Source organism: Sphingopyxis sp. GW821-FHT12F08, from assembly GCF_058806755.1.
In genome coordinates this window covers 12396-27370 of record NZ_JBXAQA010000006.1, presented here as the reverse complement: position 1 = coordinate 27370, position 14975 = coordinate 12396, and the positions used below count along the sequence as shown (strand labels likewise).

Annotated in this window: 22 protein-coding genes; 13 read left to right on the top strand and 9 right to left on the bottom strand. The window is 69.3% G+C overall.

What is annotated here, in order from left to right:
• The first annotated feature begins 8 nt into the window (after positions 1-8).
• The 13 genes from AC1RNQ_RS16215 to pal all read left to right on the top strand — a co-directional run bounded on the left by AC1RNQ_RS16215 (position 9) and on the right by pal (position 8808).
• A complete protein-coding gene (locus AC1RNQ_RS16215; protein ID WP_493172678.1) occupies positions 9-755 on the top strand; it encodes a YebC/PmpR family DNA-binding transcriptional regulator in 747 nt (248 codons plus the stop codon).
• Positions 756-763: 8 nt separating this feature from the next.
• A complete protein-coding gene (locus AC1RNQ_RS16210) occupies positions 764-1168 on the top strand; it encodes a nuclear transport factor 2 family protein (protein WP_493172676.1) in 405 nt (134 codons plus the stop codon).
• Positions 1169-1172: 4 nt separating this feature from the next.
• A complete protein-coding gene (gene ruvC / locus AC1RNQ_RS16205; protein ID WP_493172674.1) occupies positions 1173-1646 on the top strand; it encodes a crossover junction endodeoxyribonuclease RuvC in 474 nt (157 codons plus the stop codon).
• Between the two features lie 229 nt (positions 1647-1875).
• A complete protein-coding gene (gene ruvA, locus AC1RNQ_RS16200; protein WP_493172672.1) occupies positions 1876-2475 on the top strand; it encodes a Holliday junction branch migration protein RuvA in 600 nt (199 codons plus the stop codon).
• Positions 2472-2780, top strand: coding sequence for an antibiotic biosynthesis monooxygenase family protein (locus AC1RNQ_RS16195; protein WP_493172670.1), 309 nt, complete (start codon positions 2472-2474; stop codon positions 2778-2780). The genes ruvA and AC1RNQ_RS16195 overlap by 4 nt, the downstream gene beginning before the upstream one ends.
• Positions 2777-3175 (top strand): GFA family protein, encoded by a 399-nt coding sequence (locus AC1RNQ_RS16190; RefSeq protein WP_493172668.1) that lies wholly within the window; start codon positions 2777-2779, stop codon positions 3173-3175. Before AC1RNQ_RS16195 ends, AC1RNQ_RS16190 begins: the two co-directional genes overlap by 4 nt.
• Positions 3168-4196: a Holliday junction branch migration DNA helicase RuvB gene (ruvB, locus tag AC1RNQ_RS16185; RefSeq protein ID WP_493172666.1), complete on the top strand. Its 1029-nt coding sequence runs from the start codon at positions 3168-3170 to the stop codon at positions 4194-4196. Before AC1RNQ_RS16190 ends, ruvB begins: the two co-directional genes overlap by 8 nt.
• Positions 4197-4298: 102 nt before the next feature.
• Positions 4299-4778, top strand: a complete 480-nt coding sequence (locus AC1RNQ_RS16180; RefSeq protein ID WP_493172664.1) for a YbgC/FadM family acyl-CoA thioesterase — start codon at positions 4299-4301, stop codon at positions 4776-4778.
• The gene (tolQ, locus tag AC1RNQ_RS16175; RefSeq protein ID WP_493172662.1) at positions 4772-5470 is read left to right on the top strand and encodes a protein TolQ; all 699 of its coding nucleotides are present in this window, start codon (positions 4772-4774) and stop codon (positions 5468-5470) included. Before AC1RNQ_RS16180 ends, tolQ begins: the two co-directional genes overlap by 7 nt.
• Complete coding sequence (tolR, locus tag AC1RNQ_RS16170; protein WP_493172660.1) at positions 5470-5937, top strand: protein TolR; 468 nt, start codon at positions 5470-5472, stop codon at positions 5935-5937. Before tolQ ends, tolR begins: the two co-directional genes overlap by 1 nt.
• A gap of 9 nt (positions 5938-5946) precedes the next feature.
• A complete protein-coding gene (locus tag AC1RNQ_RS16165; protein ID WP_493172658.1) occupies positions 5947-6774 on the top strand; it encodes a hypothetical protein in 828 nt (275 codons plus the stop codon).
• Positions 6775-6776: 2 nt separating this feature from the next.
• Positions 6777-8162 carry a Tol-Pal system beta propeller repeat protein TolB gene (gene tolB, locus AC1RNQ_RS16160; protein WP_493172656.1) on the top strand — a complete coding sequence of 462 codons (1386 nt, stop codon included), beginning with the start codon at positions 6777-6779 and terminating at the stop codon, positions 8160-8162.
• 127 nt (positions 8163-8289) lie between these two features.
• Positions 8290-8808, top strand: a complete 519-nt coding sequence (gene pal / locus AC1RNQ_RS16155; protein WP_493172654.1) for a peptidoglycan-associated lipoprotein Pal — start codon at positions 8290-8292, stop codon at positions 8806-8808.
• A gap of 34 nt (positions 8809-8842) precedes the next feature.
• Here the strand turns inward: pal and AC1RNQ_RS16150 are convergent, their stop codons facing one another.
• The 9 genes from AC1RNQ_RS16150 to gspG all read right to left on the bottom strand — a co-directional run bounded on the left by AC1RNQ_RS16150 (position 8843) and on the right by gspG (position 14967).
• Complete coding sequence (locus AC1RNQ_RS16150) at positions 8843-9613, bottom strand: prepilin peptidase (protein ID WP_493172652.1); 771 nt, start codon at positions 9611-9613, stop codon at positions 8843-8845.
• 3 nt (positions 9614-9616) lie between these two features.
• Complete coding sequence (locus AC1RNQ_RS16145; protein ID WP_493172650.1) at positions 9617-10324, bottom strand: type II secretion system protein N; 708 nt, start codon at positions 10322-10324, stop codon at positions 9617-9619.
• A complete protein-coding gene (locus AC1RNQ_RS16140; RefSeq protein ID WP_493172648.1) occupies positions 10324-10806 on the bottom strand; it encodes a type II secretion system protein M in 483 nt (160 codons plus the stop codon). The genes AC1RNQ_RS16145 and AC1RNQ_RS16140 overlap by 1 nt, the downstream gene beginning before the upstream one ends.
• Positions 10803-11948, bottom strand: coding sequence for a type II secretion system protein GspL (gspL, locus tag AC1RNQ_RS16135; protein WP_493172646.1), 1146 nt, complete (start codon positions 11946-11948; stop codon positions 10803-10805). The genes AC1RNQ_RS16140 and gspL overlap by 4 nt, the downstream gene beginning before the upstream one ends.
• Position 11949: 1 nt before the next feature.
• Complete coding sequence (gene gspK, locus AC1RNQ_RS16130) at positions 11950-12957, bottom strand: type II secretion system minor pseudopilin GspK (RefSeq protein ID WP_493172644.1); 1008 nt, start codon at positions 12955-12957, stop codon at positions 11950-11952.
• On the bottom strand, positions 12954-13568 hold the full coding sequence (locus AC1RNQ_RS16125) for a GspJ family type II secretion system protein (protein ID WP_493172642.1): 615 nt from the start codon (positions 13566-13568) through the stop codon (positions 12954-12956). Before AC1RNQ_RS16125 ends, gspK begins: the two co-directional genes overlap by 4 nt.
• 113 nt (positions 13569-13681) lie before the next feature.
• Positions 13682-14047: a type II secretion system minor pseudopilin GspI gene (gene gspI, locus AC1RNQ_RS16120; protein ID WP_493172640.1), complete on the bottom strand. Its 366-nt coding sequence runs from the start codon at positions 14045-14047 to the stop codon at positions 13682-13684.
• Positions 14037-14510 (bottom strand): GspH/FimT family pseudopilin, encoded by a 474-nt coding sequence (locus AC1RNQ_RS16115; RefSeq protein ID WP_493172638.1) that lies wholly within the window; start codon positions 14508-14510, stop codon positions 14037-14039. The genes gspI and AC1RNQ_RS16115 overlap by 11 nt, the downstream gene beginning before the upstream one ends.
• Entirely contained in the window at positions 14485-14967 is a 483-nt protein-coding gene (gene gspG, locus AC1RNQ_RS16110) for a type II secretion system major pseudopilin GspG (RefSeq protein ID WP_493172636.1), read from the bottom strand. The genes AC1RNQ_RS16115 and gspG overlap by 26 nt, the downstream gene beginning before the upstream one ends.
• Positions 14968-14975 lie beyond the last annotated feature (8 nt).

Sequence of the window (14975 nt, the reverse complement as noted above, 5' to 3'; positions counted from 1 at the left end):
AGCCCGCCGTGGCCGGCCATAGCAAATATAAGAACATCATGTACCGCAAGGGCGCGCAGGACAAGAAGCGCAGCTCGCTCTTTTCCAAGCTCAGCCGCGAAATCACCGTTGCGGCGAAGATGGGCCTGCCCGATCCCGACGCCAACGCGCGCCTGCGCGCCGCGGTCAACGCCGCCAAGGCTCAGTCGATGCCCAAGGACAATATCCAGCGCGCGATCGACAAGGCCGCGGGCGGCGACGGCGACAATTACGAGGAGATCCGCTACGAGGGCTATGGCCCCGGCGGCGTATCGCTGATCGTCGAGGCGCTGACCGACAACCGCAACCGCACCGCGACCAACGTCCGCACCGCCTTCTCGAAGAACGGCGGCAACCTCGGCACCTCGGGCAGCGTTTCGCACGGCTTCGACCGGCTCGGCCTGATCAGCTATCCCGCGGGCGCGGGCGACGCCGACACCGTCTTCGAAGCCGCGCTCGACGCCGGCGCGAACGACGTCGAATCGTCCGAGGACGGCCACGACATCTGGACCGACGTCGACGGGATGCACGAAGTCGCCAAGGCGCTCGAAGCCCGGCTGGGCGAGGCCGAGGGCGTGAAGCTCGCCTGGCGCCCGACGCTGAAGAGCGAGGTCGCCGACGAAAGCGTCGCGCAGACCCTGTTCAAGCTGATCGACACGCTCGACGACGACGACGACGTCCAGACCGTATGGGGCAACTACGACATCCCCGACGCGGTGATGGAAAAGCTGGGTTGACCCAAGGCATGTCGGCCACCGGTGCAGATGCCATCCGACCGGTTGTCGAACGCTATGCCGCGGCCTGGCAGGCCGGCGACCTCGCCGCGATCGCCGCGCTCTATCACGACGATTTCACGCTGCACTATGGCGGCGCCAATGCATTGTCCGGCGACCATGTCGGCAAGGCCGCCGCGCTGGCGACCCTCGCCGATTTTTCGCGGCGTACCGGCCGCCGCCTGCTCGCCATCGTCGATGTCATGGCCGGGCCGCAGCGCGGCGCGGTGATCGCGCGCGAGCGGCTTGGGCGCGACGATATCGCGGTCGAGGTCGAGCGTGTGCTGATCTACACCGTCGCCGACGACCGGCTTCGCGAATGCTGGGTCTATGACGCTGACCAGGCGCTGATCGACCGGCTGGTCGGCTTCGCCTGATCGCATGATCATCCTCGGCCTCGACCCGTCGCTCAGCTGCACCGGCTGGGGCGTGATCCGCGTCGAGGGCAGCCGGATCAGCCATATCGCGAACGGTCAGATCAAGACCGACGCCAAGGCCGCGCTGCCCGACCGCCTCGCTTATCTCGACACGGCGCTCGCCGCGGTGCTCGCCGACCACGCCCCGACCCACGCCGCAGTCGAGGAAGTCTTCGTCAACGACAATCCGCAATCGACGCTGAAGCTGGCGCATGCGCGCGGCGTGGCGCTGCTCGGCTGCGCGCGCGGCGGGCTGCCCGTCGCCGAATATGCCCCGCGCCTCGTCAAGAAGGCGATCGTCGGCACGGGCGGCGCGGCGAAGGAACAGGTGCAGGCGATGCTGCGCGTCCTGCTCCCCGGCGCGAAGGTCGCGGGGACCGACGCGGCGGATGCGCTGGCGGTCGCTATCTGCCACGCGAACCATCGGCCTTTGCGATAGGCTTCAAGAAAGCGATTTCTCTCATAAAGGCACGAAGGCACAAAGATTCTTATCCCGTTTCGCCCTGAGCTTGTCGAAGGGCCTTCCTTCTCCTTCACGTTCCGAGGAAGAACGGTGCTTCGACAAGCTCAGCACGAACGGATTTGAGCGCGTCGTCCTCTTCGTGGCTTTGTGGCTTCGTGCGAACCAATCTGTTCCCTTTTCATTCCTATCACGCTAGCACAGCGACATGATCGCAAAACTCACCGGACGGCTCGACAGCAGCGGCGCAGGCCATGCGGTGATCGACGTCGGCGGCGTCGGCTATCTGGTCGAGGCGTCGGCGCGCACGCTCGACGCGCTCGGCGCGGTCGGCGGCGAGGTCACCATCCACACCGAAATGCTCGTCGGCGAGGATTTCCTCCGCCTGCTCGGCTTCGCGCGCGCCGAGGAGCGCGACTGGTTCCGCCTGCTCACCAGCGTCCAGGGTGTCGGCGCCAAGGTCGCGCTCGCGATCCTCTCGGCGCTCGAAGTCGCCGACCTCCAGCGCGCACTCGCGAGCGGCGACAGCGCGATGATCGCGCGCGCCAACGGCGTCGGACCGAAGCTGGCGCAGCGGATCACGCATGAACTGAAAGACAAGGCAGGCGCGCTCGGCGGGATCGCCGGTTCGAATCCCACCCGCTCCGCCACATCCGGCCCCCTCGCCGACGCCGTCACCGCCCTCACCGGCCTCGGCTTCAAGCCGGGCGAAGCGAGCGCTGCGGTCGCGGCCGCGAGCGAGGAACTGGGAAGTGAGGCCAGCCTCGACGCGCTGGTCCGGCTGGCGCTCAAAAAGGCAGCGAAATGAGCTATGCGATCGTCTGGCAATTCGAGGTTCCTCCCAAAAACCACGCGCGCTTCGAGGCCGGCTATGGGCCGCGCGGCGATTGGGCGACGCTGTTCGGGCAAGGCGAAGGCTTTGTCGAAACCATCCTGCTGACGGACGAGGATCGGCCCGGAACCTATCTCACGATCGATCGCTGGGAATCGCGCGCGGCCTTCGACGCGTTCAAGCTCGCGCACGGTGCCGATTACGCGGCGCTCGACGCATCCTTCGACGGGCTTGCCTCGGCCGAATTCCGTATCGGCGCCTATCGCGAAGCCGAAGCATGACGCTGCGCCACGCCTCCTGCCGCTGCGGCCAGCTCCGCATCGCCTGCTCGGGCGAGCCGATCCGCGTGTCGGTCTGCCACTGCCGCGAGTGCAAGGCGCGTAGCGGCAGCGCCTTTGCCGCGCAGGCCCGTTTTCCGGAGGACCAGGTCCGCACCGAGGGCGAGGCGAAGATGTGGCAATATACCGGCGCGAGCGGCAACACCGCCGACTTTTTCTTCTGCCCCACCTGCGGCTCGCATGTCTGGTATCGCGCGCGGCCCTATCACGACGCCTATGCCGTGCCGCTCGGCAATTTCGAGCCCGGCCACGGCTTCGTCCCCGAATATTCGGTCTATGAGGAACGCAAGGAGCCTTGGGTTTCGATCACCGGCGATGCAATAGACCATTATGACTGAGCCTGCCCTAACCACCCCGCAGCGCACCCCCGAGGACGCCGACGCCGCGCTGCGCCCCAAGACGCTCGCCGAGTTCGTCGGGCAGGCGGCGGCGCGCGAGAATCTGCGTATTTTCGTCGAGGCCGCAAAATCGCGCGGCGACGCGCTCGACCATGTGCTCTTCTTCGGCCCGCCTGGGCTCGGCAAGACGACGCTCGCGCAGATCGTCGCGCGCGAGCTTGGCGTCGGCTTTCGCTCCACGTCCGGCCCGGTAATCGCCAAGGCGGGCGACCTCGCCGCGCTGCTCACCAATCTCGAGGACGGCGACGTCCTCTTCATCGACGAGATCCACCGCCTGTCACCCGCGGTCGAGGAAATCCTCTACCCAGCGATGGAGGACCGCGCGCTCGACATCATGATCGGCGAGGGGCCGTCGGCGCGATCGGTGCGCATCGACCTGCCCAAATTCACCCTCGTCGGCGCGACGACGCGGCAGGGCCTGCTGACGACGCCGCTGCGCGACCGCTTCGGCATTCCGGTGCGGCTCAATTTTTACACCCATGCCGAGCTCGAGCAGGTCATCGGCCGCGCCGCGCGGCTGCTCGGGCTGCCGATCGCCCCCGACGGCGCGCTCGAAATCGCGCGCCGCGCGCGCGGCACCCCGCGCATCGCCGGGCGGCTGCTCCGCCGCGTGCGCGATTTCGCGACGGTTGCGGGGCACGATATCGTCGACGCCAAAGCCGCCGACGCCGCGCTCAACCGGCTCGAGGTCGACGCGCTCGGGCTCGACGCGATGGACCGCCGCTACCTGACGATGATCGCCGACATCTACCGCGGTGGTCCCGTCGGGGTCGAGACGATGGCGGCCGGCCTCAGCGAGCCGCGCGACACGATCGAGGACGTCATCGAGCCCTATCTGCTCCAGATCGGGCTGATCGCCCGCACCGCGCGCGGGCGCACGCTCAACCCCAGCGCGTGGAAGCATCTGGGACTCAATCCGCCCGCCGGATCGCAGGACGGACTTTTCGACCAAGGGAAATAGCCCGGATTTCTGCGGCTTTCATTCCACCAACCGGCGCTGAGGTGCGACGAACCGTTGATGAGGGGTTTGCGGCGAGTCGAAGCATCGCTATCGGTTAACCAGATGAGCGACGCCCCGCCCCCCTTCGTCCCCGGCGCCTTTGTCGGGGCCGCGCATCATTACCGCGCGCGCGTCTATTTCGAGGACACCGACCTGTCGGGCATCGTCTATCACGCCAATTACCTGCGCTATATGGAGCGCGCGCGGTCGGACATGCTACGCCTCGCGGGCATCGACCAGCGCGCCGCGATGGAGGCGGGCGAAGGCGCCTGGGCGGTCACCGACCTCGCCATCAAATATCGCAGCCCCGCGAAGCTCGACGACGATTTGCTCGTCGTCAGCACCGTCGAGGCGGTGCGCGGCGCGAGCGTGATCATCGCGCAACGCATCCTCCGCGCATCGGATGCGTTAAGCTCCGAAACGCTTACCGAGGGCCGCGTCACCGCGGCCTTCCTGTCCCCCGAAGGCCGTCCCCGCCGCCAGCCCCGCGACTGGGTCCAGCGCTTCACCGCCGTCATGAATGGAGAGAACATCCCTTGCTAGACAATATCTCGCTGGCCGCCGACGCGGCGACGCTGTCGCCGATCGCGCTGTTCCTCCAGGCCGACTGGGTCGTCAAAGGCGTGATGATCGGGCTGCTGCTCGCCTCCATCTATGTCTGGACGGTGATCGTCACCCACGGCCGCGGCGTCAGCAAGCTGATGCGCGCGTCCGAGCGTTTCGAGCGCGATTTCTGGCGCGCCGACAATATCGACAAATTCTACGACAAGAACAGCGGCGAGGAACTGCCCAGCGCCAAGGTGCTCGCCGCCGGGATCAGCGAATGGCGCCGCTCGACCAAAGGCAAGGCCATCGACCGCGAGGGCGCGCGCGAGCGGCTGGGCATCGCGATGAACGCCGCGCTCGCGGGCGAGGTCGACCGGCTGGCCGAAAAGATCGGCACGCTCGCCACCATCGGTTCGGTCGCGCCCTTCGTCGGGCTGTTCGGCACCGTCTGGGGCATCATGCGCAGCTTCACCGCGATCGCGGCGGAAAATAACAGCAGCCTCGCGGTGGTAGCGCCGGGCATCGCCGAGGCGCTGTTCGCGACCGCGATCGGGCTGTTCGCCGCGATCCCCGCGGTGATCGCCTACAACAGCTTCTCGCAGCGACTGAACCGCCTCGAATCGCGCCTCGGCCGCTTCGCCGACGGGCTGCACGCGACCTTCAGCCGCGAACTGGAGGTCGAAGCCTGATGGCGATGTCGGGTCCCTCGGGCGGCATCGGCGGCAGGCGGCGCGGGCGCGGCACCCGCCGTGCGCCGATGTCGGAGATCAACGTCACCCCGCTGGTCGACGTGATGCTGGTGCTGCTGATCATCTTCATGATCACCGCGCCGCTGCTCGCGTCGGCCGTGCCGGTCGATCTGCCCGAAAGCCGTGCGAAGCCGGTCGAGACCGAGGAGCAGGAGCCGGTGCAGCTGTCGATCAACGCCGACGACATCATCTATATTGGCGAAGACGCAGTGCCCGAGGCCGAGCTGCCCGCACGCCTCGACGCGATCGCCGCGGCGCGGAAGGAAGGCGAACGCCCGCAGCAGATCATGCTGCGCGCCGACAAGGGGCTCGATTACGGCCGCGTGATGCGCGTGATGGGCGAGCTCAACCGTGCCGGACTGACGCGCATCGCGCTGGTCACCGACGGTTCAGACGCGGCCCCATAGGCTAACATCATGGCGGCGACACGGGCACTCACCGGCAACGAGACACGCGGCATCGCCATCGCGGTGGTCGCGCACGTCCTGATCATCGCCCTGCTCTCGGTGCAATGGACCGCGGGCGAGCGCCGCTTCGACAATCCGCCGATGGAGGTCGACCTGATCGCCGAGACCGCGCCGGTATCGACCGCGCCCGAGATCAGCGACAGCCCGCCCGACGCGCGGCTGGGCGACGAGGATGCGACCTCGATCGCGCCGCCCGAGCCGATGCCGACCCCGCCCGAGCCGACGCCCCCGGCGCCGCCCAAGGCCTCGCCGCCGCCGAAGCTGGTGAAGAAGCCGGTGCCGCCACCCAAAGCCCCGCCCGCGGCCAAGAAACCGCCCGCGAAAGCTGCCCCACCGGGCAAGGCGCCGCCGTCCAAGAAGGTCCCGCCGCCCGTGGCCGGCAACAAGGGCGGCAAGCCCGACGGCAAGGCCAAGGACCCGCCCGTCAAGTCGCCTGGCAAGGGGGTGCCTGCCGCGCAGGAAGCCGCCGCGATCAAGCGCTCGATCGACGTCAGCATCAAGGCGGCGGTCGGACCGCGCTGGAACCGCTGCCAGGTCAGCGGCTTCGACGCCGAATTGCTGAAGACCGAGGTCAAGTTCCGCCTGACCCCGTCGGGCAGCCTCGCGGGCTTTACCGGCGTGACCACCACGGGTCAGAACGACAGCAACCGCAACCTGGTCGCGCGGCACCAGGAATGCGCGAAAAAGGCGATCCAGCTCGCCGCACCCTTCGACCTGCCGGAAGACAATTACGCCTACTGGCAGAATTATACGCTCGATTTCGACAAGGCGAGATGATCATGGCTCCGGCAAAATATTGGCTCACCCTCCTCCTCACGACGTCGGTCGTCGCACCCGCCGCGGCCCAGACGACACCGGCGCCCACGCCCGCACCGACGACGACCGCCCCGGCGCCCGAGGGCCCACGCGAGACGATCACCGGCACGCTGTCGCAGGACCGCACCGTGATCGCGGTACCCGCGTTCGCGACGCCGGCGGTGACCACCGTCGCGGGCCTGCGCACCGACAGCCTCGGCCGCCAGATCGCTGAAGTCATCACGGCCGACCTCGAACGCAGCGGGCTCTACGCTCCGCTCGGTCCCGGCAGTGTCCGCGCGATCACGATGCCCGAGGTCACCGCGCCGCGCTTCGCCGACTGGCAGGCGCGTGACGCGGAGAATGTCGTCCACGGCTTCGTGCGCACCAACAGCACCGGCGGGCTGGTCGTCGGCTGCTATCTCTACGACACCGGTCTCGGTAGCGAACTCGTGCGCCAGGGTTTCGAGATCCAGCCCGGCGACTGGCGCCGCGCCGCGCATAAATGCGCCGACGCCATCTATTCGCGCCTGTCGGGCGAATCGCCCTTCTTCGACAGCCGCGTCGCCTACATCGCCGAGAGCGGGCCCAAGGGGAATCGCATCAAGCGCCTCGCGATCATGGACAGTGACGGCGGCAACCACCGCTTCATCACCAACGGCCAGGCGCTCGCACTCAGCCCGCGCTTCTCGCCCGATTACAAGAAGATCGTCTATGTCAGCTATCTGCAGGACCGCGTCCGCGTCTTCATCTACGACGTCGATGCGGGCTCGCAAAAGCTGGTGACCGAAAGCCGCAACGCCACCTTCGCGCCGCGCTGGTCGCCCGACGGGACGCAGATCCTCTTCTCGATGGCGGTCGCGGGCAACACCGACATCTATCGCATCTCGGCCGCGGGCGGCACGCCGGTGCGGTTGACCAACAATCCCGGCATCGACGTCGGCGGCAGCTTCTCGCCCGACGGCAAGAAGATCGTGTTCGAAAGCGACCGCTCGGGCGGCCAGCAAATCTATACGATGAACATCGACGGGTCGAACCAGCAGCGGATCAGTTTCGGCGGCGGGCGCTATGCCACCCCCGAATGGTCGCCGCGCGGCGACCTGATCGCCTTCACCAAGATGGGCGGCGGCGAGTTCCGCATCGGGGTGATGACCCCCGCGGGCGGCGGCGAGCGATTGCTCACCAACGACTGGCAGGACGAGGCGCCGACCTGGTCGCCGAACGGCCGCGTGCTGCAATTTTTCCGCACCTCGCGCGGGCGCGAGGGCAAGTCGAGCCTGTGGCAGGTCGACCTGACCGGCGTGAACATGCGCCGCCTGCCCACCCCGCAGGACGGGTCGGACCCAAGCTGGGGCCCGATCCGGCCGTAACGCGCCGATCAGCGCCGTTTTCACGGCGGAACCAATGCCAGACCCTCGGGTTTGAAACCTCGGGTTCAACATGGGTTAATCCCGACATGAACACGACCATCCGGATTATCACGAAAGGGACGACAACATGACGATACGGAAAACCACCGCCATGATCGCCGCGATCGCAATGCTCGCTGTGGGCGCTTGCTCCAAAAAAGCGCCCGAGGTGCTCCCCCCCAACCCCGACGGCATCGACGACGGCAGCGGCACCGGCCCCGGCACTGGCACGGGCGTGGTCCCCGGCTCGCAGCAGGACTTCCTCAACAATATCTCGTCGGACCGCATCTACTTCGGCTTCGACCAGTATAATGTCGATGCCGAGGACCAGGCGACGCTCGCCAGCCAGACGCAGTGGCTGCAGCGCAACCCGGCAGTTCGCGTCCTGCTCGAAGGCCATGCCGACGAACGCGGCACGCGCGACTATAACCTCGCGCTCGGCGAGCGTCGCGCCAATGCCGCGAAGAATTACCTCGCGTCGCTCGGCGTCGACCCGTCACGGATCGAGGTGATCAGCTATGGCAAGGAACGCCCGGCCGAGCTCGGCTCGAACGAGGAAGCCTATGCCAAGAACCGCCGCGCGGTGACGGTCGTCATTCAGCGCTGAGCGTATTTTCTCCGACTGACGTCGGAGGTGCTGGCTATCCAGCCAGCAGGGGCCAGAGGGGCACCGCCGCCCAAGCGGCGATTGCCAGGAACGTACCGAAGGGGACCGATCGCAAGGAAAGCGGCCGGTCCCCTTTTCCTTGGGTGAAGAGCGCCCAGAGCAGTCCGCCGAAGCTGGCGAGCAGCAGGGTCAGCGGCAGCGCCTGCCAGCCGAGCCACGCGCCGAGCGCCGCCATCAGCTTGGGATCGCCGCCGCCCATGCCGTCCTTGCCGCGCAGGCGCTTGAAGGCGAAAGCGACCAGCGCGAGCGCCGCGCCGCCGGCGAGCGCGCCGATCCAGCGATCGAGCATCGCGGTATCCAGCATCGGCCCCGCGAGCAGCAGCCCGGTCACCGCGAGCAGCGCGTTGAGCCGATCGGGCAGCCACATATGGCGCGCGTCGAGCAAGGCGAGCGGCAGCAGCAGCCAGCCGAACAGCGCCCACAGCCAGCCGGCGGTGCCGGGCAGGATCGTGAGCGCCAGCGCGCCGATCAGCCCTGAGGCGAGCTCGACCTGCATGTGAAAGGGATCGATGCGCGCGCCGCAGCTTCGGCAGCGCCCGCGCAGGACGATCGCCGAGGCGAGCGGGACGAGGTCGAGGGCGCCGAGCGGACGCTGGCACGCATCGCATTGCGACCGGCCGAGCACCGAGCGGCCGGCAGGCCAGCGCAGCACCAGGGTCGCGATGAAACTACCGAGGACCAGCCCGAGCAACGCCGCCAGCCCGACGCCTGCGCCAATGGGCAAGGCGTCCAGCGCCGCGATCATGCGTCAGAAACGGCCCGTGCTGACCAGCACGAAGCCGCCATTGCCGGCGCGGAAGCCGAGCGCCGACAGCAAAGACGCCATCGTTGGGTCGTCGGCGGTGATCGCGAATTCGGCGCGATAGGCGCCGCCGCCGTCGAAGCCGAGCGTCAGCCGCTCCATCCCCGACTGGCTGGTCAGCACCGCCTGCGCGCGCCCGTCGGCGCAACGCAGCGGCCCCGACAGCCCGCGCGACAGGTCGAGCCCGGCGATCGAGGTGCCGACGCTGAGCTGGAGCCGCCCGCTTGCCGTGGTGCACCGCCCGCGCTCGTCGAAGCGGATCGTCGCGCCCTCGAAGCGCAGGCTGTCGACGGGGACGAGCCCGAGGCCGCCCGAGAGCGAAGTCGTGCCGTTGAGGTCGGAGACGCCGCGCGGGTTGCTGCCGTGCAGCCGCCCCGCCAATTCGCCGAGCCGCGCGTCGGGCCGCGCGAAGGCGAGCTCGACATCGCCGCCGAGCAAAGCGAGCGGCGACAGCCTGGCCTGCACATTGCCGAGCGGCAGCGCGCCGAGCCGCGCCTCGATCAGCTCGCCCGCCCACACCGAACCATTGACCTCGCGCGCGGTCAGCCCCGAGCGCTCGGCGCCCGCGAGCGACAGCGCGAGCCGCATCGGGAAGGTCGCGGCGATCACGATCAGCGCGATCAGCAGCGCGGCGAAAATCACCCGGCGGCGCATCAATTGGCTCCGCGGCGGAGTTCGGCGGTCATGCCGACGGTCCCATCGTTGCCCGGGGTGATCGTCAGCTGGTCGACGACAAAGCCCTGCGCCTCGAGGCTGGCGAGCCAGTCGGCGAGGACGGGCGCCCTGGCGGTGGCGATGGCGACCGTCGCCTGGCCCTGCCCGCGCGCCTCGTTGCGGTCGAGCGTCAGCCCGATCTCGCCTGCCGACTGGGTCAGAAACTGGTCGACCGGGGTCGTATCGGCCGCCGTCGGCGCCGAAGCCGCGGGCTTGCGTGCGAGCAATTGCAGCTTGGCGGCGACGCGCCCCTCGCGTTCGATCGCGGCGCGATGCTGCGCTTCGAGATCGGCGAAGGCGGCATAGGCGGGACGCCCCAGCCCCCACAGGATCACGCCGAGCGCGAGGACGCCCGCGACGCCGACAAGCCAACGTTCGCGGCGCGACAGGCCGCTCCACCAGGTGACGATCCGCTCGGTCATGGCACGGCCCTCACGGTGATGTTCGCCATCTGCTGGCCGTCGGTGCCCGCCATCGGCTGCGCGGTCACCTTGTAGCCCCGCGCCTGCAGCGCGAGCAGCACGGCGTTGAGGTCCTCGGTGCGCGGCGCGGCGAGCGTCGTCGTCAGCGTGCCATCGGTACGATGCGACAGGCTCTTCAGCGAAACCCCCGCGGTATCGCGCATCGCGTCGTAAAGCGCCGAGGCGGGCACCGAAAAAGCGAGCGGCCCGCCGCCCGCCGCCGCGAGCCGGCGGTCGATCTCGGCCTCGGCCGCCGCGGCATCGGTTGCGGCGATCCCCGCCTTCTTGGCGCTCGCGACCACGGCCTCGTCGGCGCGCGAAATGTCGGAATTGACGCGGATCGCATAGATAATCGGGATGAGCAGGCTCACCACGAGCAGCGCGATCGCCAGCCGCTTGATCCGTTTCACCATCGCCGGATCGATCGCCCAGCTGCGCTTCGGCTGCCAGGCGCCGCTCAAAAGGTCGAGCGGCGGCACGGCGAGTGACAGCAGCAGCGCCTCGCGCATCCGCTCGCCATCGAGCGGGACGATCGGCCGCTCGGCGGCGATCAGCGGGTCGAGCTCGGGATCCGAGGCGAAGGCGCGGTCGCCGGTGCGCAGCACCTGTTCGCGCCCCAGTTCGGCGGTCCACAGGCTGTCGGCGTCGGGCGGCGGCACCGTCGCGGCAGCGGGGATGATCGCGGCGGGGGCCAGCCCCTGCGCCTTCAGCCAGTCGGTCCACGCGGTCATCGCCGCGTGCGTCGTCACCGCGACGGGCACCGCCTGCCCCGCGTCGGCGGGCTGGCCCGCGACGATATGCAGCGCGGCGGCATCGCCCAGGCTGGCGCGCAACGTGTCGAGCCGCGCGATCGCCGCGGCCTGCGCGGGCGCGGCGTCGGGATAATGGTGCCAGCGCAGCGGCACGTCGGCGGCGGGGGCAAGCGCGACCAGCCGATCGTCGCCGGCGTCGTCCTGCGGGCGCTCCCACGCATCGACCCAGCCGTCGTCCTGCCCCGAATCGACGATCACCCCGTCGTCGACGCGCAGCCACGAGGGTTCGGGCGCGTCGCCGCCGTTCAGCGCCGCCTGCGTCGGCAGCCAGAGAAGCAATGTACGCGCCATGTCAGTCGGATTCGCCCCAGTCGCGCCGGACGATCACCGGCGGTGCCGCGCCCGCCGCTTGCGCCCCGCCCCAGGCGTCGATGAGCGATTCTGCCGTCAAGAAACCATCCCCCATCGTCACATTGGTCGTCAGCGCCAGCCAGCGGCTCGTCACCCCCGCCTGTTCGGCGACGTCGGTCGGCGGGTCGAGGCGGGCGAGCGGTCCGGACTCCCAGAATCGCACGCTGCTGCCATAGCCGCCCGCGGGACGCGCCGCCAGCACCGCGCGCGCGTCGGCGACGCTCAATTGTCCGGGCAGCAGCATCGCGACGAGCGGCGCCTGCGCGGGCGCCAGCGTGTTGACGTTGAGCTTGACCGGCTCGGCCCTGGGCAGCGCGCATATCCACGGTTTCATCCGCGCATAGATCGCGGGGGTCACCCCGCGCACCGCACGAAACTCGCTGGCGTCGACCATCTTGCGATTGGCGGGCAGATAGCTGCCGGGCAGCGAGCGATAGACGCCGTCCTCGGCGCCGAGCGGGCCGTCGACGCTGTCGCTGTCGAGCCAGTCGGCGGTCGCGCCCGCGATCGTCCGCGCCTCGTCGGCATTGACGCCGAGCAGGGTCATCAGTTCGGCGAACTGGCCGGTCGTACCCGGCCGCTGGCTGAAGCGCCCCGGCGTGGTTTCGGCGACCAGGCTGTTGAGGTTGAAGCAGTTGTTCGCATCGGCCAGCCGCGCGCTCCCCTGCCCGTTGGGCAGCGGCAGGGTGAAATCGCGGCCGAGCCAGTCGCCGGCGAGGGTGAGCTTCGTCTTGTCGCGCCCGACGAGGTCGGCGACGCGGCGCAGCGCGATCTCCTCGGCGGCGAAGGCAAAGGCGCGGCCCTGGTCGACCGTCGCCGCGCTGCCCGCGATGCGCGTCGCGAGCGTCAGCCGGTCGAGTGCGGTCGCGGCGATCACCGCCATCACCGACACCAGCAGCAACACGCTGAGCAGCGCCGCGCCGCGTTCGTCCTGCGAACGGCGGCTCATGGCGCGGGCGTCCCGGCAGACAGCGGCGGCGGCGGCGCGGGCGCGGTCAGGAACAGCATCACCAGCGGCGCGCCGCCGCGGCGCGTCAGCCGCACCTCGATCGCGCGCGGCAGGCGGTCGCCGGGCTCGCTGTTCCAGCTGCCGCCCCATTGCCCTTTGTCGTCACGGTAGCGCACGGCAACGGCGGCTACCTCGCCGACCAGCCGGTCGCCGTCGCTCATCGGCGTGCCGTCGAGCATCGGCTGGACCGCGCGGCGCCATTCGCCGCCGGTGAAGGCATAAGCGACGCGCTCGACATTGGGCCGCGACCCCGCTTCGAGCGAACCCGCGCCGCCATGGACAAGCGCGAAGCCCGTTTCAGACCCGGCGAAGGCGGGTACCACCTCGCCCGACGGCCCGCGCGTCGGACGCGGCAGCGCCTGCGCCAGGTCGTTCGCCATCAGCGCGCGGAGGCGGTTGACGCCGCTCATCGCCTTCAGCCGGCCCTGCACCGCGTCCTGCGTGTCGACGCTGCTGCGCAGCAGCCCGACGCCCATCGCCGCGATCGCCGCGAACAGCGACAGCGCGACGAGCATCTCGACGAGGGTGAAGCCGCCTTCGCCTCGCCCCATTTCCGTTCGTGCTGAGCTTGTCGAAGCACCGTTCTTCCTTCTCGACGTCGCAAAGAAAGGACCGCCCTTCGACAAGCTCAGGGCGAACGGGAAAGGGGAACGGGTGAGGACTTTCATCGGCTGGGCCGGATGATCGTCAGCGCGGCCTGCCCGCTGCCGCTTTCGGGGCGGACGAGCAGGTCGATGCGCAGCAGGCTGTCGTCGGCGGTCTTGCTGACGCGCTGCTCAACGCGCCAGTTGCGCCCGGCGTTGGCTACGCCGCTCGTGCTGTTCCCGATCGTCGGCGGCGCGGGATCGGTCCACAGCTCGACCGCGCGGTTCTGCGCGACGATGCCCGCCATCGTGCTTTCGTCGAGGTCGCCTGCGGTGCGGATCGCAAAGGCGTCGAGGCGCACCAGCGTCAGCGCCGCGATGCTGATGATGCTGAGTGCGACGAGCATTTCGAGCAAAGTGAAGCCGCTTTCGCCCTTATTCGCCACGGCCGATCTCCCCCGTGGCCGAGACGCGCACGACCTCACGCGCGTCGCCGCTGGCGAGCACCAGCGCCTGCGGCGTCGGGCTGGTCCCGACGCGGTCGAACAGGATGCGCGCCGCGCCCTGCCCGTTGCCGGCGGCGAAGCGCACGTCGGAGGGCCAATTGCGCTGTTCGAAGCTGCGCCCGGGCAGCGCCTGCCATTCGCCCGCGACGCGGCGTTCGAAGCCATAACCCGAGGGCGCGAAATTCACCGACACGCTGCGCCCCTCGATCACCGCGACGTCGCGCGCGGCGGCGAGCCGCGCGGCGAGGCGGTCGGCCTCGCTGCGCACGCTGCGCTCCTCGCCGGGAATGGTGAGCACGACCGCGGTCGCGGCGAGCGCCATGATCGCGAGCACCACCATCAGTTCGACGAGGGTGAAGCCGTTCGGCCGCACGCGATCAGCCGTCGGAGCGGATGTCCGCATTTTCGTCGGTCCCGCCCGGCGCGCCGTCGGCGCCCATCGACCAGATATCGAACGCCTTTCCGTTCGCGCCCGGCGCCTGGTAATTATAGGGGCGGCCCCACGGATCCTGCGGCAGCGTCTTGATATATCCGCCGCGGCGATAGCGTTCGGGCTGCGCGAGCGCGGGCGGCGCGACCTTCAAGGCATTGAGGCCGTCGCCCGACGCCGGATAGGTCAGATTGTCGAGCCGATATTGTTCGAGCGCGGTTTCCAGCGTCGCGATATCGGCCTTCGCCTTGGTCACCATCGCCCTGTCCTGGCTGGGCAGGACGTTGATCATCACCACCGTCGCGAGCAGGCCGATGATGAAGATGACGACCATCAGTTCGGTGAGCGTGAAGCCGCGCTCGTCCTTCTTGCGGGGCATGGAGGCAGAGGGGCGCGAGGGATCGAGCATCAGACGGAGTATAAGCTTCATCAGCGACA